The sequence below is a fragment of the Nocardioides taihuensis genome, assembly GCF_042657275.1.
In the GTDB taxonomy this organism is placed as follows: domain Bacteria; phylum Actinomycetota; class Actinomycetes; order Propionibacteriales; family Nocardioidaceae; genus Nocardioides; species Nocardioides taihuensis.
Genome location: NZ_JBHSKD010000008.1, coordinates 160,385 through 178,414 on the forward strand (window position 1 = coordinate 160,385; position 18,030 = coordinate 178,414).

The 18,030-nt window shown below is 70.7% G+C and carries 17 protein-coding genes; 16 read left to right on the forward strand and 1 reads right to left on the reverse strand.

Going from position 1 to position 18,030, the window contains the following annotated elements:
* The first annotated feature begins 146 nt into the window (after window positions 1-146).
* The 15 genes from ACFPGP_RS08615 (at window position 147) to ACFPGP_RS08685 (ending at window position 16,678) form a co-directional block, all read left to right on the forward strand.
* Window positions 147-506, forward strand: a complete 360-nt coding sequence (locus ACFPGP_RS08615) for an NADH-quinone oxidoreductase subunit A (RefSeq protein WP_378589251.1) — start codon at window positions 147-149, stop codon at window positions 504-506.
* A gap of 10 nt (window positions 507-516) precedes the next feature.
* Complete coding sequence (locus ACFPGP_RS08620) at window positions 517-1,071, forward strand: NuoB/complex I 20 kDa subunit family protein (RefSeq protein WP_378589253.1); 555 nt, start codon at window positions 517-519, stop codon at window positions 1,069-1,071.
* Complete coding sequence (locus ACFPGP_RS08625; RefSeq protein WP_378589255.1) at window positions 1,068-1,796, forward strand: NADH-quinone oxidoreductase subunit C; 729 nt, start codon at window positions 1,068-1,070, stop codon at window positions 1,794-1,796. Before ACFPGP_RS08620 ends, ACFPGP_RS08625 begins: the two co-directional genes overlap by 4 nt.
* Complete coding sequence (locus ACFPGP_RS08630; RefSeq protein WP_378589257.1) at window positions 1,793-3,133, forward strand: NADH-quinone oxidoreductase subunit D; 1,341 nt, start codon at window positions 1,793-1,795, stop codon at window positions 3,131-3,133. Before ACFPGP_RS08625 ends, ACFPGP_RS08630 begins: the two co-directional genes overlap by 4 nt.
* Window positions 3,130-3,891, forward strand: coding sequence for an NADH-quinone oxidoreductase subunit NuoE (gene nuoE, locus ACFPGP_RS08635; RefSeq protein ID WP_378589259.1), 762 nt, complete (start codon window positions 3,130-3,132; stop codon window positions 3,889-3,891). The genes ACFPGP_RS08630 and nuoE overlap by 4 nt, the downstream gene beginning before the upstream one ends.
* Complete coding sequence (gene nuoF, locus ACFPGP_RS08640; protein WP_378589261.1) at window positions 3,884-5,197, forward strand: NADH-quinone oxidoreductase subunit NuoF; 1,314 nt, start codon at window positions 3,884-3,886, stop codon at window positions 5,195-5,197. The genes nuoE and nuoF overlap by 8 nt, the downstream gene beginning before the upstream one ends.
* Window positions 5,198-7,588 carry an NADH-quinone oxidoreductase subunit G gene (locus ACFPGP_RS08645; RefSeq protein ID WP_378589263.1) on the forward strand — a complete coding sequence of 797 codons (2,391 nt, stop codon included), beginning with the start codon at window positions 5,198-5,200 and terminating at the stop codon, window positions 7,586-7,588. It begins immediately after the preceding gene.
* Window positions 7,585-8,916, forward strand: a complete 1,332-nt coding sequence (nuoH, locus tag ACFPGP_RS08650; RefSeq protein ID WP_378589265.1) for an NADH-quinone oxidoreductase subunit NuoH — start codon at window positions 7,585-7,587, stop codon at window positions 8,914-8,916. Before ACFPGP_RS08645 ends, nuoH begins: the two co-directional genes overlap by 4 nt.
* Window positions 8,916-9,467, forward strand: a complete 552-nt coding sequence (gene nuoI, locus ACFPGP_RS08655; protein WP_378589266.1) for an NADH-quinone oxidoreductase subunit NuoI — start codon at window positions 8,916-8,918, stop codon at window positions 9,465-9,467. The genes nuoH and nuoI overlap by 1 nt, the downstream gene beginning before the upstream one ends.
* Entirely contained in the window at window positions 9,464-10,282 is an 819-nt protein-coding gene (locus tag ACFPGP_RS08660; RefSeq protein ID WP_378589268.1) for an NADH-quinone oxidoreductase subunit J, read from the forward strand. The genes nuoI and ACFPGP_RS08660 overlap by 4 nt, the downstream gene beginning before the upstream one ends.
* Complete coding sequence (gene nuoK, locus ACFPGP_RS08665) at window positions 10,279-10,572, forward strand: NADH-quinone oxidoreductase subunit NuoK (protein ID WP_378589270.1); 294 nt, start codon at window positions 10,279-10,281, stop codon at window positions 10,570-10,572. The genes ACFPGP_RS08660 and nuoK overlap by 4 nt, the downstream gene beginning before the upstream one ends.
* Before the next feature lie 13 nt (window positions 10,573-10,585).
* Window positions 10,586-12,541, forward strand: coding sequence for an NADH-quinone oxidoreductase subunit L (gene nuoL, locus ACFPGP_RS08670; protein WP_378589271.1), 1,956 nt, complete (start codon window positions 10,586-10,588; stop codon window positions 12,539-12,541).
* Entirely contained in the window at window positions 12,538-14,076 is a 1,539-nt protein-coding gene (locus tag ACFPGP_RS08675; protein ID WP_378589273.1) for an NADH-quinone oxidoreductase subunit M, read from the forward strand. The genes nuoL and ACFPGP_RS08675 overlap by 4 nt, the downstream gene beginning before the upstream one ends.
* Before the next feature lie 44 nt (window positions 14,077-14,120).
* Window positions 14,121-15,665 (forward strand): NADH-quinone oxidoreductase subunit NuoN, encoded by a 1,545-nt coding sequence (gene nuoN / locus ACFPGP_RS08680; protein WP_378589532.1) that lies wholly within the window; start codon window positions 14,121-14,123, stop codon window positions 15,663-15,665.
* An 80-nt stretch (window positions 15,666-15,745) separates the two neighbouring features.
* On the forward strand, window positions 15,746-16,678 hold the full coding sequence (locus ACFPGP_RS08685; protein ID WP_378589533.1) for a polyprenyl synthetase family protein: 933 nt from the start codon (window positions 15,746-15,748) through the stop codon (window positions 16,676-16,678).
* A 17-nt stretch (window positions 16,679-16,695) separates the two neighbouring features.
* Here the strand turns inward: ACFPGP_RS08685 and rarD are convergent, their stop codons facing one another.
* A complete protein-coding gene (rarD, locus tag ACFPGP_RS08690) occupies window positions 16,696-17,604 on the reverse strand; it encodes an EamA family transporter RarD (protein WP_378589275.1) in 909 nt (302 codons plus the stop codon).
* A gap of 33 nt (window positions 17,605-17,637) precedes the next feature.
* Here rarD and ACFPGP_RS08695 point away from each other — a divergent pair, with 33 nt between their 5' ends.
* Window positions 17,638-18,024 (forward strand): hypothetical protein, encoded by a 387-nt coding sequence (locus ACFPGP_RS08695; RefSeq protein WP_378589277.1) that lies wholly within the window; start codon window positions 17,638-17,640, stop codon window positions 18,022-18,024.
* Window positions 18,025-18,030: the final 6 nt, after the last annotated feature.

Sequence of the window (18,030 nt, forward strand, 5' to 3'; positions counted from 1 at the left end):
AACGTTCGGCCCGCCCCCCGGGTTCCGTCACCTTCTGCGGACCCCTAGACTGTGCCCTGCGCCACTTATGTGAAGGCATTCACAAGGTCACAACCGGTCCAGACGAGGGCTCCGGTGCGCGCGCTGCACAACGAAGGGAACAGTCGATGGAGCTGTACACGCCGGTCCTGGCGTTGGCCCTCCTCGCCGCAGGCTTCGCGATCTTCTCCGTCGTGATGAGCGCGCTGGTCGGGCCCAAGCGCTACAACCGCGCCAAGCTCGACAGCTACGAGTGCGGGATCGAACCCACGCCGCAGCCCGTCGGTGGCGGCCGCTTCCCGGTGAAGTACTACATCACCGCGATGCTGTTCATCGTCTTCGACATCGAGATCATCTTCCTCTACCCGTGGGCCGTGCAGTTCGACGAGCTGCGCATGTACGGGCTGGTCGAGATGGTCCTGTTCATCGCCACCGTCTTCGTCGCCTACGCCTACGTCTGGCGCCGCGGCGGCCTCGACTGGGACTGAGAGGCACTACGTGGGTATCGAAGAGAAGCTCCCCAGCGGCGTCCTGCTGACCACGGTCGAGGGCGTCGCGGGCTACATGCGCAAGGCCAGCTTCTGGCCCGCCACGTTCGGGCTCGCCTGCTGCGCCATCGAGATGATGACGACGGGCGGGCCCAAGTACGACCTGGCCCGCTTCGGCATGGAGGTCTTCCGCGCCTCCCCGCGCCAGGCCGACCTGATGATCGTCGCCGGCCGCGTCAGCCAGAAGATGGCGCCCGTGCTGCGCCAGATCTACGACCAGATGCCCGACCCCAAGTGGGTGCTGGCGATGGGCGTGTGCGCGAGCAGTGGCGGCATGTTCAACAACTACGCGATCGTCCAGGGCGTCGACCACGTCGTCCCGGTCGACATGTACCTGCCCGGCTGCCCGCCGCGGCCCGAGATGCTGATCGACGCGATCCTCAAGCTGCACGACCAGGTGCAGCACACCAAGCTCGGCAGCAACCGCCGCGCCGAGATCGAGACCCAGGAGACCGAGGCGCTCGCCGCCCTGCCGACCTCCGAGATGCGGGGCCTGCTTCGATGAGCGACCAGGACCAGAAGACGACGGGGGCCACCGAGCCCGGCAGCGAGGTCCTCCCCGAGGGCGCGCAGTCCGAGCAGGCCATCGGCGTCCGGCGCGGCATGTTCGGGGCCCACGGCTCCGGCGACACCAGCGGGTACGGCGGCCTGATCGCCCCCGTGGTCATGCCCGGCGCCGCGCAGCGCCCCTACGGCGGGTGGTTCGACGAGGTCGCCGACGCGCTCGAGGCGCGGCTCACCGAGGGCGGCGTCGCCAACGCCGTCGAGCGCGTGGTCATCCACCGCGGCGAGATCACCTTCCACGTCCGTCGCGAGGACCTGCCGGTCGTGGCGCAGACCCTGCGCGACGAACCGGCCCTGCGCTTCGAGCTGTGCTCGGGCGTCGGCGGGGTCCACTACCCCGAGGAGACCGGGCGCGAGCTGCACGCGGTCTACCACCTGCTCTCGATGACCCACAACCGCCGGATCCGGCTCGAGGTCACCGCGCCCGACACCGACCCCCACATCCCCAGCATCGTCAGCGTCTACCCGACCAACGACTGGCACGAGCGCGAGACCTTCGACATGTTCGGCATCGTCTTCGACGGTCACCCCTCGCTCACCCGGATCCTCATGCCCGACGACTGGCCGGGCCACCCGCAGCGCAAGGACTACCCCCTCGGCGGCATCCCCGTCGAGTACAAGGGCGGCACCATCCCGCCGCCCGACGAGCGGAGGTCGTACTCATGACCACTGACCAGGACATCTACGCCCCGTCCTCCGACACCTCCGGTGGACGGGTCTTCACCGTCACCGGCCAGGACTGGGACTCCATCACCGACGGCCTCGGCGAGGCCGTCGAGGAGCGCGTGGTCGTCAACATGGGGCCGCAGCACCCGTCGACCCACGGCGTGCTCCGGCTGATCCTCGAGCTCGAGGGCGAGACGGTGACCGAGGCCCGCTGCGGCATCGGCTACCTCCACACGGGCATCGAGAAGAACATGGAGTACCGCACCTGGACGCAGGGCGTGACGTTCTGCACCCGGATGGACTACCTCTCCCCGTTCCACAACGAGCTCACCTACTGCCTCGGCGTGGAGCGGCTGCTCGACATCGAGGACGACGTCCCGGAGAAGGCCCAGGTCATGCGGGTCCTGCTCTCCGAGCTCAACCGGATCTCCTCCCACCTGGTCTGCATCGCGACCGGCGGCATGGAGATCGGCGCGCTGACCGTGATGACGATCGGCTTCCGCGAGCGCGAGCTCGTGCTCGACCTCTTCGAGCTGATCACCGGCCTGCGCATGAACCACGCCTTCATCCGCCCGGGCGGTGTCGCCCAGGACCTCCCGCCGGGTGCGCTCGACGAGATCCGCGACTTCGTGACGCTGATGAAGAAGCGCCTGCCCGAGTACGCCGCGCTCTGCAACGCGAACCCGATCTTCAAGGCCCGCCTCGAGGGCATCGGCCACCTCGACCTGTCCGGCTGCCTGGCGCTCGGCCTCACCGGCCCCGTGCTGCGCAGCACCGGCTACCCGTGGGACCTCCGCAAGACCCAGCCCTACTGCGGCTACGAGGACTACGACTTCGACGTCCAGACCTGGGACACCGCCGACTCCTACGGTCGCTTCCGCATCCGCCTCGCCGAGATGTGGGAGTCGCTGAAGATCATCGAGCAGGCCGCGGACCGTCTCGCCGGCCTCGAGGGCGCGCCGGTCATGGTCGGCGACAAGAAGATCGCCTGGCCGAGCCAGCTGGCCATCGGCAGCGACGGCATGGGCAACTCCCTCGACCACATCCGCCACATCATGGGCGAGTCGATGGAGGCGCTGATCCACCACTTCAAGCTGGTCACCGAGGGCTTCCGCGTCCCGGCGGGCCAGGCGTACGTCCCGATCGAGTCGCCCCGCGGCGAGCTCGGTGCCCACGTCGTCTCCGACGGCGGCACCCGCCCGTTCCGCGCGCACTTCCGCGACCCCTCGTTCACCAACCTGCAGGCGACCAGCGTGATGAGCGAGGGCGGCATGGTCGCCGACGTCATCGTCGCGATCGCCTCGATCGACCCCGTGATGGGAGGCGTCGACCGATGAGCCAGGAGCTCACCGAGGAGACCTGGGCGGAGCTGCGCGAGATCGCGGCCCGCTACCCGGAGCCCCGCTCCGGCCTGCTGCCGATGCTGCACCTCGTGCAGTCGGTGCAGGGTCGGGTCACCGCCGAGGCGATCGAGGCCTGTGCCGACGTCCTCGGCATCACCGCCGCCGAGGTCAGCGGCGTCGCGACGTTCTACACGATGTACAAGCGCCGCCCGGTCGGCGACTACCACGTCGGCGTCTGCACCAACACGCTGTGCGCGGTCATGGGCGGCGACCTGATCTTCGAGCGGCTCAAGGACCACCTCGACGTCGGCAACGACGAGACCACCGCCGACGGCAAGATCACCCTCGAGCACGTCGAGTGCAACGCGGCCTGCGACTACGCGCCGGTGATGATGGTCAACTGGGAGTTCATGGACAACCAGACGCCGGAGTCCGCGGTCGAGGTCGTCGACGACCTCCGCGCCGGTCGTCCGGTGCGCTCCACGCGTGGCCCCGAGATCACCACCTGGCGGCAGGCCGAGCGCGTGCTCGCCGGCTTCCCCGACGACCTCGCCGACGAGGGCCCCTCGGCCGGCGCGCCCAGCCTGGTCGGCCTGGGCATCGCGCGCGAGCGCGGCTGGACCGCCCCCGGCGCCGCCGGCGGGTCGGCCCCCCGGAGCGTGAGCGCCGGGTCGCCGTCGCAGGGGGCGGCCGAGGCCGACACCTCGCGGGCGGAGTCCGAGACCGTGGAGCAGGAGGACACGCGTGACTGACACCTTGACCCCGGTCCTCACCGACAACTGGGACCAGGAGCGCTCCTGGACCCTCGAGGCCTACGAGAGCCGCGGCGGGTACGGCGCGCTGCGCAAGGCCCTCGGCATGGCGCCCGACGCGATCATCGAGGAGGTCAAGGAGTCCGGCCTCCGCGGACGCGGCGGTGCGGGCTTCCCGACCGGCATGAAGTGGGGCTTCATCCCGCAGGACAACCCCCGGCCGAAGTACCTCGTCGTCAACGCCGACGAGTCCGAGCCGGGCACCTGCAAGGACATCCCGCTGATGATGGCCACGCCGCACACCCTCCTCGAGGGCGTGATCATCAGCTCCTACGCGATCCGCGCGAACAAGGCGTTCATCTACATCCGCGGCGAGGTGCTCCACGTGATCCGCCGGGTGCAGAAGGCCGTGCAGGAGGCCTACCTCGCCGGCCACCTCGGCAAGGACATCCACGGCTCGGGCTACGACCTCGACGTCGTCGTCCACGCCGGCGCGGGTGCGTACATCTGCGGCGAGGAGACCGCCCTGCTCGAGGGCCTCGAGGGCCGTCGCGGCCAGCCGCGCCTGCGCCCGCCGTTCCCGGCGGTGGCCGGCCTGTACGCCAGCCCGACGGTGATCAACAACGTCGAGTCGATCGCGTCCGTGCCGAGCATCATCGAGCACGGCCACGGCTGGTTCGCCGGGCTCGGCACCGAGAAGTCCAAGGGCTACGGCATCTTCTCGCTGTCGGGCCACGTCACCAACCCCGGCCAGTTCGAGGCGCCGCTCGGCATCACGCTGCGCGAGCTGCTCGAGCTCGCCGGGGGCGTGCGCGAGGGCCACGAGCTCAAGTTCTGGACCCCCGGCGGTTCCAGCACCCCGCTGCTCACCGCCGAGCACCTCGACGTCCCGCTCGACTTCGAGGCGATCGGCGCCGCCGGCTCCATGCTCGGCACCCGGGCGCTGCAGATCTTCGACGACACCACCTGCGTGGTGCGGGCGGTGCTGCGCTGGACGGAGTTCTACAAGCACGAGTCGTGCGGCAAGTGCACGCCGTGCCGCGAGGGCACCTGGTGGCTGGTGCAGACGCTGGCCGCGCTCGAGCGCGGCGAGGGCTCCGAGGCCGACCTCGAGCTGCTGCTCGACCAGTGCGACAACATCCTCGGCCGGGCGTTCTGCGCGCTCGGCGACGGCGCCACCTCGCCGATCACGAGCTCGATCCAGTACTTCCGCCAGGAGTACCTCGACCACCTGTCCCACGGGGGCTGCCCGTTCGACCCGGCCGCCTCCACCGTCTTCTCCAGCGCGACCGCGGGGGCCAAGTAGATGACGACCACTCCCGAGAAGGCCGCGGCCACCGACCTGGTCACGCTGACCGTCGACGGCGTCCAGGTCAGCGTCCCGAAGGACACCCTGGTGATCCGCGCCGCCGAGCAGGTCGGCGTGCAGATCCCCCGGTTCTGCGACCACCCGCTGCTCCAGCCCGTCGGCGCCTGCCGGCAGTGCCTCGTCGACATCCCCGACGCCGGCAACGGCCGGGGCTTCCCCAAGCCGCAGGCCTCGTGCACGCTGCCGGTGGCCGAGGGCATGGTCGTCGAGACCCAGGCCACCAGCAAGGTCGCCGACAAGGCGCAGCAGGGGATCATGGAGTTCCTGCTGATCAACCACCCCCTCGACTGCCCCGTCTGCGACAAGGGCGGCGAGTGCCCCTTGCAGAACCAGGCGATGTCCAACGGCCGCGGGGAGAGCCGGTTCGAGGGCGTCAAGCGCACCTTCCCCAAGCCGATCAACATCTCCGCGCAGGTGCTGCTCGACCGCGAGCGCTGCGTGCTGTGCGCGCGGTGCACCCGCTTCTCCGAGCAGATCGCCGGTGACCCGTTCATCGAGCTGCTCGAGCGCGGCGCCCTCCAGCAGGTCGGCATCTACGAGCACGAGCCCTTCGAGTCCTACTTCTCGGGCAACACGATCCAGATCTGCCCGGTGGGCGCGCTCACCAGCGCGGCGTACCGCTTCCGCTCGCGGCCCTTCGACCTGGTCTCGACGCCGTCGGTCGCCGAGCACGACGCGTGCGGCTCCGCCATCCGCGTCGACCACCGCCGCGGCAAGGTGATGCGCCGCCTCGCGGGCAACGACCCCGAGGTCAACGAGGAGTGGATCACCGACAAGGACCGCTTCGCGTTCACCTACGCCACCGCCCCCGACCGCCTGCGCTACCCGCAGGTCCGTGACGAGGACGGCTCGCTGCGACCCGCCTCGTGGGTCGAGGCGTTCGCCGTCGCCGCGCGCGGCCTGCGTGCCGCCGGCGACGCCGCCGTGCTGACCGGCGGACGCCTCACCGCCGAGGACGCCTACGGCTACAGCAAGTTCGCCCGCACCGTGCTCGGCACCAACGACGTCGACTTCCGGGCCCGCCCGCTGTCGGCCGAGGAGACCGCGTTCCTCGCGGCCGAGGTCGTGCTGCGCGGCCCCGGTGGCGGCGGGGTCACCTACGCCGATCTCGAGGCCGCCCCGGTCGTCGTCCTCGCGGGCCTCGAGCCCGAGGACGAGGCGGGGGCGATCTTCCTGCGCCTGCGCAAGGCCTCGCGCCGGGGCACCCGCGTCGTGTCGATCGCCCCCTTCGCCTCGCGCGGCCTGCAGAAGATGTCGGGCCACCTCGTGCCGACCCGCCCGGGCGACGAGGCCGCGGCGCTCGACGCCCTGGTGGAGCAGGGCGAGCACGGCGTCGACAAGCACGCGGTGATCCTGGTCGGCGAGCGGCTGGCGACGTCGCCGGGAGCGCTCACCGCCGCCGCCCGGCTCGCCGCCCGCACCGGCGCCCGGCTGGCGTGGGTGCCGCGCCGGGCCGGTGACCGCGGCGCGATCGAGACCGGCTGCCTGCCCAACCTGCTGCCCGGCGGTCGGCCCGTCGCCGACGCCGCTGCGCGCGTCGACGTCGCCACCGCGTGGGGCGTCGACTCGCTGCCCGAGGCGGTCGGCCGCGACGCCGACGCCGTTGTCGCCGCGCTGGTGGCCGGCGAGCTCGGCGGCCTCGTGGTCGCCGGCGTCGACCCCGACGACACCGCCGACCCCGCCGCGTTCCGCGCCGCCCTCGACGCCGCGTCGTTCGTGGTGTCGCTCGAGCTGCGTGAGACCGACGTGACCCGGGCCGCCGACGTCGTGTTCCCGGTCGCCCCGGTCACCGACAAGGCCGGCACGTTCGTGAACTGGGAGGGCCGCCCGCGGCCGTTCCCCGAGATCTTCGGCAACGCGGCCTCGCTGCCCGACCTGCGGGTGCTCGCCGGCATCGCCGGGGAGATGGGCACCACGCTCGGCTTCCGCACCGTGGCGGAGGCGCGCGCCGAGATGGAGCAGCTCGGCGGCTGGGACGGCGAGCGTGCCTCGCTCGAGGCCGCGCCGGTCGCGGCCCCGGTGCCCGGCGACGGCGTCGTGCTGGCGACCTGGAAGCAGATGCTCGACAACGGCACCATGCAGCACGGCGACGACGCCCTGCGCGCCACCGCCCGCATGACCGTGGCCCGGATGTCGCCCGCGATGGCCGATGCGCTCGGGCCCGCGGTGACCATCACCGGCGACCGCGGCGAGCACACGCTGCCGGTCGAGGTCGACGACGTCGTCGACGGCGTCGTCTGGGTGCCGGCCAACAGCGCCGGTCGCGGTGTGCTGGCCGACCTCGCCTCACCCGGCAGCCGGGTCGGCCTGAAGGGAGCGAACCTGTGATCTCGCAGATCCTGCCGCTGGCGACGGAGACCGACACCCTGTCGGAGTTCGGCAACGACCCGGGCTGGCTGATCGCCCTCAAGGCCGTGCTGATCTTCCTGGTGCTGGTCCTGCTGACGCTCTTCAACATCTGGTGGGAGCGCCGTGTCGTGGCCCGGATGCAGCACCGGATCGGCCCCAACGTGAACGGGCCCTTCGGCCTGCTGCAGTCGCTGGCCGACGGCGTGAAGCTGGCGCTGAAGGAGGACATCGTCCCCAAGGCCGCGGACAAGGCGGTCTTCCTGCTGGCACCGGTGATCGCGGTGATCCCGGCGTTCGTGACCTTCTCGGTGATCCCGTTCGGGCCCGTCGTCACGGTGCCCTTCACCGACATCGAGACGCCGCTCCAGCTGACCGACATGCCGGTGGCGGTGCTGTTCGTGATGGCGATCGCCTCGGTCGGCATCTACGGCATCGTGCTCGGCGGCTGGTCGAGCGGCTCGACGTACTCGCTGCTCGGCGGTCTGCGCTCGAGCGCGCAGATGATCTCCTACGAGGTGGCGATGGGCCTCGCGCTCGTCGCGGTCTTCCTCTACGCCGGCTCGATGTCGACCTCCGAGATCGTCGCGGCCCAGGACCGGCTCTGGTTCGGCCTGATCCTCGCCCCGTCGTTCGTGATCTACGTGATCGCGATGGTGGGCGAGACCAACCGCGCGCCGTTCGACCTCCCCGAGGCCGAGGGCGAGCTGGTCGGCGGCTTCCACACCGAGTACTCCAGCCTGAAGTTCGCGCTGTTCTTCCTGGCCGAGTACGTCAACATGGCCACCGTCTCCGCCCTGGCGACCACGCTGTTCCTCGGCGGTTGGCAGGCGCCGTTCTGGATCGACCACATCTGGTCAGGCGCCAACGAGGGCTACTGGCCGCTGCTGTGGTTCTTCGGCAAGGTCCTGTTCTTCATCTTCTTCTTCATCTGGCTGCGCGGGTCGCTGCCGCGGCTGCGCTACGACCAGTTCATGCACTTCGGCTGGAAGCGCCTGATCCCGATCGCGCTCCTCTGGATCGTGGCCGTGGCCACCATCCGCGCGGTCTCGCTCGACGGCGGGATCGACCGCAAGTACCTGCTGATCGGCATCGGCATCGCGGCCGCGCTGCTGCTGGTCCTGTTCTTCTTCGGCGAGCAGGAGGAGGAGGCCGCCGGCCCGGCCTCGGCGCCCGAGGACCTGGCACCGGGTTCGTTCCCGGTGCCGCCCATGCCGGCCGGCGGAGCGGTGCGCGGCCCCGCCGCCACCCTCACCTTCGAGAAGACGAGCCGCCCGGTGACCGCCGAGGCGCAGGGAGGCGAAGCCTGATGGCGACCCTGAAGGAACAGTTCTGGGACCCGATCGCGGGCTTCGGAGTCACCTTCCGCACCATGTTCAGGAAGGTGGTCACCGAGCAGTACCCCTTCGAGAAGCTGCCGACGGCTCCGCGCTTCCACGGCCGGCACCAGCTCAACCGCTGGCCCGACGGCCTCGAGAAGTGCATCGGCTGCGAGCTGTGCGCCTGGGCGTGCCCGGCCGACGCGATCTACGTCGAGGGTGCGTCGAACACCGACGAGCCCGACGGCTCGGGGCGGTTCTCGCCCGGTGAGCGCTACGGCCGCGTCTACCAGATCAACTACCTGCGCTGCATCCTGTGCGGGCTCTGCATCGAGGCCTGCCCGACCCGCGCGCTCACGATGACCAACGAGTACGAGCTCGCGGACAACAACCGCGCGGACCTCATCTACGAGAAGTCCGACCTGCTCGCCCCGCTGCTGCCCGGCATGGAGCAGCCACCCCACCCGATGCGGCTCGGTGACGACGAGGGCGACTACTACCGCGGCGCGTACGCCGCGCCCTCCAAGGAGGCCCAGCCGTGACCGTCTTCTGGGTCCTGGCGCCGATCATGGTGGCCGCCGCGCTCGGCATCCTGTTCGTCCGCAAGGCCGTGCACGCCGCGATGCTGCTCGCCGTGGTGATGCTCAGCCTGTCGGTGCTCTACCTCGAGCTGGACGCGCCGTTCCTCTTCGCGGTGCAGATCATCGTCTACACCGGCGCGATCCTGATGCTCTTCCTCTTCGTGCTGATGCTCGTGGGCGTCGACGCCTCCGACTCGGTGGTCGAGACGATCAGGGGCCAGCGGGTGGCCGCGTGGTTCGCCGGCCTGCTGCTCGGCGTGGTGCTGGTCCTCGGCCTCGGGCAGATCTCGCTGGGCACCGAGGTCGGCCTCGACGCGGCGAACGCCGGCGGGAACATCCAGGCGCTCGCGAACATCATCTTCTCCCAGTACGTCTACGCCTTCGAGGTGACCAGCGCGCTGCTGATCACCGCGGCCCTGGGCGCGATGGTGCTCGCCCACCGCGAGCGCCTGACGCCGAAGGAGACGCAGGCCAGCATCGCCGCGCAGCGGATGAAGGACTACGCCGAGTCCGGCAAGCACCCGGGTCCGCTGCCTCCCCCCGGCGTTTTCGCCCGCCACAACGCGGTCGACACCCCGGCGCTGCTCCCCGACGGGACCGCCGCCGAGGCGTCGGTCTCCCGCGTGCTCGCGGCCCGCGGCACGGTGCGATCGGCGCCGAAGCTGGCTGACGACATCGAGGTCGTCCAGCAGCAGCTGGGCGGTGTCTCGACCGACGAGGGCCGTCGCTCCGGCAAGGCCGGTACCTCCAGCGCCACCGAGGAGGACGCGACGTGACCGAGTACCTCGTCCTCTCGGCGATCCTCTTCACGATCGGCTGCATCGGCGTGCTCACGCGCCGCAACGCGATCGTGGTGTTCATGTGCGTGGAGCTGATGCTGAACGCGTCGAACCTCGCGCTGGTGACCTTCGCGTTCCAGAACGGCAACCTCGAGGGGCAGGTCGCGGCGTTCTTCGTCATGGTCGTCGCCGCCGCCGAGGTCGTCGTCGGCCTCGCGATCATCATGACCATCTTCCGGACCCGTCGCTCGGCCTCGGTCGACGACGCGAGCCTGCTGAAGTACTGAGAGGCGCCGACCCTTGACTGCTCAGATCCTCTCGCTCGAGACGGGACACGGCATCCCGGTCATCGACCCGTCCGCGGCGGACGGCGTCTTCTCGCTGCTCTGGCTGGTGATCGCGCTGCCGCTGCTCGGCGCCGTCGTCCTCCTGCTCGGTGGTGCGATCGCGCCGAAGGCCGTGGAGAAGTGGGGCCACTGGCTCGGCGTCCTGCTGCCGTCGCTGTCGTTCGTGCTCAGCCTGGTCATGTTCGTCGAGCTGCTCGGCCGGCCCGACGACGACCGCGCGGTGCAGCAGAACCTCTGGACCTGGTTCGAGACCGGCGGCCTCGTCGTGCACATGAACCTCCTCTACGACCCGCTCAGCGCGCTGTTCCTGCTGCTGATCACCGGCGTCGGCTCCCTCATCCACCTCTACTCGGTGGGCTACATGGAGCACGACGAGCGCCGGCGGCGGTTCTTCGGCTACCTCAACCTGTTCGTGGCCGCGATGCTGATGCTGGTGCTGGCCGCCAACTACGTGGGTCTGTTCCTCGGCTGGGAGGGCGTCGGCCTCGCGTCGTACCTGCTGATCGGCTTCTGGCAGCACAAGAACTCCGCAGCCGCCGCGGCGAAGAAGGCCTTCATCATCAACCGCGTCGGTGACATCGGCCTGTCGCTGGGGATCGCGCTGCTGTTCGTGACCTTCGGGACCACCGACTTCGCGGCGATCAGCCACGTCGCGGGCGATGCCTCGGAGTCGACGATGACGGCGCTCGGCCTGCTCCTGCTGCTCGCGGCCTGCGGCAAGTCCGCCCAGGTCCCGCTGCAGGCCTGGCTGCTCGACGCGATGGAGGGCCCGACCCCGGTGTCGGCGCTGATCCACGCCGCGACGATGGTCACCGCGGGCGTCTACCTCATCGTCCGCTCCAACTTCATCTTCGAGCGCGCTCCCGATGCCCAGACGGTCGTCGTGGTCGTCGCCGTGGTCACGCTCCTGTGGGGTGCGATCATCGGTTGCGCCAAGGACGACATCAAGAAGGTGCTCGCCGGGTCGACCATGAGCCAGATCGGCTACATGATGCTCGGCGCCGGCCTGGGTGTCGCCGGCTACGCGTTCGCGATCTTCCACCTGCTGACCCACGGCTTCTTCAAGGCCAACATGTTCCTCGGGGCCGGCTCGGTGATGCACGCGATGGACGACGACGTCGACATGCGCCACTACGGGACGCTGCGCAAGATGCTCCCGGTCACCTTCCTGACCTTCACCATGGGCTACCTCGCGATCATCGGCTTCCCGGGCTTCTCCGGCTTCTGGTCCAAGGACTCGATCATCGAGACCGCGCTGGCGCAGAGCTGGGTGGCGGGCGTGTTCGCCGTTCTCGGCGCGGGCATCACCGGCTTCTACATGACCCGGCTGATGCTGATGACCTTCTTCACCGACGAACGCTGGGAGAAGGACGTGCACCCGCACGAGTCGCCCAAGGTGATGACGATCCCGCTGATCGTGCTCGCGGCGCTGTCGGTGCTCGGCGGCGTGCTGCTGCTCAACGACTGGATCGTCGACTTCCTCGCCCCGGTCGTCGGCGGCCCGGTCCACGAGGAGCCACCCATCGGGGCGCTGTGGGTCTCGGTGATCGTCGTGCTGGTCGTCGGTGTCGGCGTGGCCATCGCCTGGTTCCTGATCGGGCGCAACCCGGTGCCACGGGTCGCTCCACAGGAGGTCTCCTTCGTCACCCGCGCGGCCCGGCAGGACCTCTACGGCGACGCGATCAACGACACGCTGGTCGTCGACCCGGGTGCCCACGTCGTCCACGGCCTCGCGACCATGGACCGCAAGGGCGTCGACGGCGTGGTCGAGGGCGGTGCCCTCGGGGTCGGCGGCGTCTCCTCGATCATGCGGCGCGTGCAGAACGGCTTCGTCCGCTCCTACGCCCTGTCCCTGCTCGGCGGGGTCCTCCTCGTCCTCCTCGCTCTCCTGGCGGTGAACCTCGCATGAACGACTTCCCCTGGCTCACCGCCCTGATCCTGGTGCCGCTCGTCGGCGCCGTGGTCACGGCATTCCTGCCGACCGGCGTGGACAAGATGGTCGGCCTCGGCGTCTCCCTGCTGACCCTGGTCGGCGTGGTGGTGATGGCCACCGGCTACGACACCTCCGGCGGCATGCAGTTCACCGAGCAGCACGAGTGGATCACCGTCTTCGGCGCCTACTACGCCGTCGGCGTCGACGGCCTCGGCCTGGTGATGGTGGCGCTGACCGCGCTGCTGGTGCCGATCGTGCTGATCGCGTCGTGGCACGAGGCCGGCGAGGAGACCGGGCGCGACCCGGGCTCGTTCTTCGCCTGGACCCTCGCCCTCGAGGCCTTCTCGATCGCGGTCTTCGCCGCCACCGACGTCTTCCTCTTCTACGTGCTCTTCGAGGCCACGCTGATCCCGGCGTACTTCCTGATCGGTGGCTGGGGCCGCTCCGGCCGCGGCCGGGCCGCGGTGAAGTTCCTGATCTACCAGCTCGGCGGCGGTCTGGTGATGCTCGGGTCGGTGATCGGCCTCTACGTCGTCTCCGCCGACGCCGGCCACCCGACGTACCTGATGTCGGAGCTGGGAGACCTCGACATCAGCCAGAGCGCGCAGCAGTGGCTCTTCGTGGGCTTCTTCATCGCGTTCGCGGCGAAGGCACCGCTCTTCCCGCTGCACACCTGGCTGGCCGACACGACCGAGAAGGCCACGCCGCCGACGAGCGTGCTGCTGGTCTGCATCCTCGACAAGATCGGCGCCTACGGGATGCTGCGGATCTGCCTGGGCATCCTGCCGGGCGCCTCGGAGTGGGCCACGCCGGTCGTCGTCGTGCTCGCGCTGATCTCGATCGTGTACGGCGCGCTGGTCGCGCTCGGCCAGGACGACATCCTGCGCCTGGTCGGTCTGACCTCGCTGTCGCACTTCGGCCTGATCGTGCTCGGCATCTTCGTGTTCACCCCCGAGGGCGGCAGCGGCGCGATCCTCTACATGGTCAACCACGGCATCGCGACCGCCCTGCTGTTCCTGGTCGTGGGCTACCTCGTCAAGCGCAGCGGCACCACGCTGATCAGCGAGATGGGCGGCTACGAGAAGTCGGCGCCGGTGCTGGCGGGCGTGCTGCTGATCGCCGGCCTGGCGGCCTGCGGCCTCCCCGGCCTCTCGCCGTTCGTCTCCGAGCTGCTCGTGCTGATCGCCGCCTTCGACCACGCGCCGTGGGTCGGCGCGGTCGCGGTGACCGTGATCGTGCTGGCGGCGTTCTACGCGCTGTGGATGTACCAGCGGACCGTCACCGGTCCCGAGCGCCCCGACCGCGGCCGGCTGCCCGACCTGGACCGTCGTGAGGTCGGGACCGTCGCGCCGCTGGTGCTGGCGCTCGTGCTGTTCGGCTTCTTCCCGATGCCGCTGCTCGACGCGATCAACCCGGCGGTGGACTCCATCCTCCAGCAGGTCGACTACCAGGACGACGGGCCGGACGTCCCCGCGGCCGAGCCCGAGATGGTTGAGGAAGGCCAGCAGTGAACGACTTCGTCAAGCCCTCCATCGAGTACGCCCAGCTGTGGCCGATGCTCGTCGTCTTCGGCGTCGCCTGCGCGGGCGTGCTCGTCGAGGCGTTCCTGCCGCGTGAGCGCCGCTACGTCGTCCAGACGCTGCTGACCCTCGTCGGTCTCGTGGTGGCGCTCGTCGGCACCTGCCTGGTCGCCGCCGACCTGCCGTCGGTCGCCGACGGCCTCGCCCACGGCACGATCGCCGCCGAGGGCACCATCGCCGTCGACGGACCGGCCGTGTTCCTGTGGGGCCTGATCCTGCTCTTCGGCATCGCCGGCGTGCTGCTCTTCGCGGAGCGTCGTCTCGAGGGCGGCGTCACGGCGTTCGCCGGCCAGGCTGCCGCGCTGCCCGGCACCGAGGCCGAGCGCCAGGCGTCGACGTCGGGCCTCGAGCACACCGAGGTCTACCCGCTGATGATGTTCGCGGTGGGCGGCATGATGCTGTTCCCCGCGGCCAACGACCTGCTGACGCTGTTCGTGGCGCTCGAGGTCTTCTCGCTTCCGCTCTACCTGCTCTGCGGCCTGGCGCGCCGGCGCCGCCTGCTGAGCCAGGAGGCCGCGCTGAAGTACTTCCTGCTGGGCGCCTTCTCCTCCGGTTTCTTCCTCTACGGCATCGCGCTGGTCTACGGCTTCGCCGGCTCGATGGAGTTCGCGGCCATCAACGAGGCGGTCCGCAACGAGATCGGCAACCAGACCCTGCTGCTGATCGGCATGGGCATGATGGCCGTCGGCCTGTTCTTCAAGGTCGGCGCGGCGCCGTTCCAGAGCTGGACGCCCGACGCCTACCAGGGGGCGCCCACCCCGGTCACCGCCTGGATGGCTGCGGCCACCAAGGTCGCGGCGTTCGGCGCCGTGCTCCGGCTCTTCCACGTCGCCTTCGGCGCCGACCGGTGGAGCTGGCAGCCGATGATGTGGGTCGTCGCGATCCTGACCATGGTCGTCGGCGCGGTCGTGGCGATCAGCCAGACCGACGTGAAGCGGATGCTCGCCTACTCCTCGATCGCGCACACGGGCTTCCTGCTCACCGGCGTGCTCGGGGTGCAGAGCGCGACCGAGCTCGCGGACGGCGAGCTCACCTCGCTGCAGGCGGTGCTCTTCTACCTCGTCACCTACGGCTTCGCCACGCTGGGTGCCTTCGCCGTCGTGACGCTGGTGCGTGACTCGGGCGGCGAGCAGACCCAGCTGGCGCGGTGGTCGGGCCTGGGCAAGGAGTCGCCGCTGGTGGCGGGCGTCTTCGCCTTCTTCCTGCTCGCGATGGCCGGGATCCCGCTGACCTCGGGCTTCGTCGGCAAGTGGGCGGTCTTCGAGGTCGCCCTCTCCGCCGGGGCCTGGCCGGTCGTGGTCACCGCGATCCTGACCAGCATCATCGCGGCGTTCTTCTACGTGCGGGTCATCCTGATCATGTACTTCCGCGAGCCGGCGGCCGAGGGGCCGAGCGTCGCGACGCCGTCCGTGCTCACCGCCGCCACCATCGCGGTGGGAGCCGCTGCGACGCTGGCCATCGGCATCCTGCCGGGGCCGGTGCTCGACCTCGCGGGCCGTGCGGGAGACTTCATCAGGTGAGCACCGCACCGGGGTCGACGTCGACGGGGCTGGCCCTGCCCGTCACCGACCCCGCCCTCGCCGAGCGGCTGGGGCGGCGCATGGACGTCGTCGAGCAGGCGCTGGCAGAGCACGTCCGGAGCCGCGCCGGCTTCGTGACCGAGGCGGCCTCGCACCTGATGGAGGCCGGCGGCAAGCGCTTCCGGCCGCTGCTGGTGCTGCTCGCGGCCGAGGCGGGCTCGCACCCCGACTCCGACGAGGTGGTCACCGCCGCCTGCGTCGTGGAGCTCACGCACCTCGCGTCGCTCTACCACGACGACGTCATGGACGAGGCCCAGCTGCGGCGGGGTGCGGTCTCCGCGAACGCCCGCTGGGACAACCACGTCGCGATCCTCACCGGTGACTTCCTGTTCTCGAAGTCCTCGGAGCTCACCGCCGAGCTCGGGGCGGACGCCGTACGCATCCAGGCGCAGACGTTCACCAAGCTCGTCGAGGGCCAGATCCTGGAGACCGTGCAGCCCGGCCCCGACGAGGACCCGCTCGCGCACTACCTCGACGTCGTCGCCGGCAAGACCGGCTCGCTGATCGCCACCTCCGCCCGCTACGGCGCCCGCTTCGGCGGCGCGGCGCCCGAGGTCGAGGAGGCCCTCACGGCGTACGGCGAGATCGTGGGCTCGGCCTTCCAGCTCTCCGACGACATCCTCGACATCGCCTCCGACCACGACGTCTCCGGCAAGACCCCCGGCACCGACCTCCGCGAGGGCGTGCCCACGCTGCCGGTGCTGATGGCCCGCGCCTCGGCCGACCCCGCCGACGCGCGCCTGCTGGAGCTCCTCGACGGCGACCTCACCGACGACGCCCGCCACGCCGAGGCCCTCGCCCTCCTCCGCCGGCACCCGGCGCTCGAGCAGGCCCGCGCCTACGTCGTCGCGCAGGCCGCCGAGGCCAAGGACCGCCTCAGCGTGGTCCCCGACGGCCCCGTCCGCCAGGCCCTCGAGGCTTTCGCCGACGTCGTCGCCACTCGCTCCTCCTGACGTCGAACGTTCGGCGGTCAGACGGCGGCGGCCTGGACGGCGAGCTGGAGCTGGCGGCGGTGGTGGCGGGCGGCCTCGACGGTGAACAGGGCGAGCGCCACCCAGACCAGGGCGAAGCCGAGCCAGCGGCCGGGTGGCATGGCCTCGTGGTACCAGAAGACGCCGAGGGCGAACTGCAGGGTCGGGGCGAGGTACTGGAGCAGGCCGAGGGTCACCATCGAGACGCGGATCGCGGCGCCGCCGAAGGCGATCAGCGGGACGGCGGTGACGATGCCGGTGCTGGCCAGGAGCAGCGCGTGGCCGGTGCCGTCGGAGGCGAACGTCGACTCACCCGCGACCGCCAGCCAGCCGAGGTAGACCAGCGCGAACGGCGCGATCACGGCCGTCTCGAGCGCCAGGCTCTCGACGGCGCCGGCGCCCGCGGTCTTCTTGGCCAGCCCGTAGGTGCCGAACGAGAAGGCCAGGACGATCGCGACCCACGGCAGGTGGCCGTAGTCGACGCTGAGCACCAGCACGGCGACCGACGCGACCCCGAGCGCCACCCACTGCAGCCGGCGCAGCCGTTCGCCCAGGAGAAGGACGCCCATCAGCACGGTGACGAGCGGGTTGATGAAGTAGCCGAGCGAGGTCTCCACGACCCGGCCGTTGTTGACGCCCCAGATGTAGGTGAGCCAGTTGACCGTGATCACCGCCGCGGCACCGGTCAGCACCAGCAGCTTCCGGCGGTCGGCCACGACCGCGCGGAACGCCGCCCGGCGACGCAGCAGCACGACGAGCGCACCCATGGTGAGCATCGACCAGAAGATCCGGTGCGCGAGGATCTCTCCGGCCCCGGCGGGCTCGAGGAGCGGCCAGTAGAGCGGGAAGATCCCCCAGATGCCGTACGCGACGACGCCGAGCAGCAGGCCACGACGCGCTTCCGACACCGGTCCAGTCTAGGAAGCGCCATACTGGGCGCCGTGCCGCCCCACCTCTACCGCACTCCGCTCGTGCTGGTCGTCGCCGCACTCGCCACGGGACTGACGGCGAGCCCGGCGCCGGCCGGCGAGCTGCCGACCCGCACCGTCGAGACGACCGTCGTGCTCAACGCCAGGAACCAGCTGGTGATGCGGGGGGACGTGACCCCCGGCCTGGCCGGGCTGGAGGTCGTGGTCCAGCGCAAGGACTGCCGCAAGGCGACGTGCGCGTGGAAGGTCTGGGAGCGCCTCGACGCCCGGTCGCAGGGCAGGTTCCGCTCGCGCATCGAGGCGCCGCGGCACGGCTCCGACTACTACCGCGCACGCGTGCCGCAGCACCACGGCTACGCCACGTCCTACTCCCGCGTCTGGCGCACCTGGACGGACTGACCCGCG

Coding starts and splice junctions, on each gene's coding strand:
- ACFPGP_RS08615 (WP_378589251.1), top strand. CDS start 147: ATGGAGCTGTACACGCCGGTCCTGGCGTTGGCCCTCCTCGCCGCAGGC.
- nuoE (WP_378589259.1), top strand. CDS start 3,130: ATGAGCCAGGAGCTCACCGAGGAGACCTGGGCGGAGCTGCGCGAGATC.
- ACFPGP_RS08685 (WP_378589533.1), top strand. CDS start 15,746: ATGGACGTCGTCGAGCAGGCGCTGGCAGAGCACGTCCGGAGCCGCGCC.
- ACFPGP_RS08645 (WP_378589263.1), top strand. CDS start 5,198: ATGACGACCACTCCCGAGAAGGCCGCGGCCACCGACCTGGTCACGCTG.
- ACFPGP_RS08625 (WP_378589255.1), top strand. CDS start 1,068: ATGAGCGACCAGGACCAGAAGACGACGGGGGCCACCGAGCCCGGCAGC.
- nuoN (WP_378589532.1), top strand. CDS start 14,121: ATGCTCGTCGTCTTCGGCGTCGCCTGCGCGGGCGTGCTCGTCGAGGCG.
- nuoI (WP_378589266.1), top strand. CDS start 8,916: ATGGCGACCCTGAAGGAACAGTTCTGGGACCCGATCGCGGGCTTCGGA.
- ACFPGP_RS08630 (WP_378589257.1), top strand. CDS start 1,793: ATGACCACTGACCAGGACATCTACGCCCCGTCCTCCGACACCTCCGGT.
- ACFPGP_RS08675 (WP_378589273.1), top strand. CDS start 12,538: ATGAACGACTTCCCCTGGCTCACCGCCCTGATCCTGGTGCCGCTCGTC.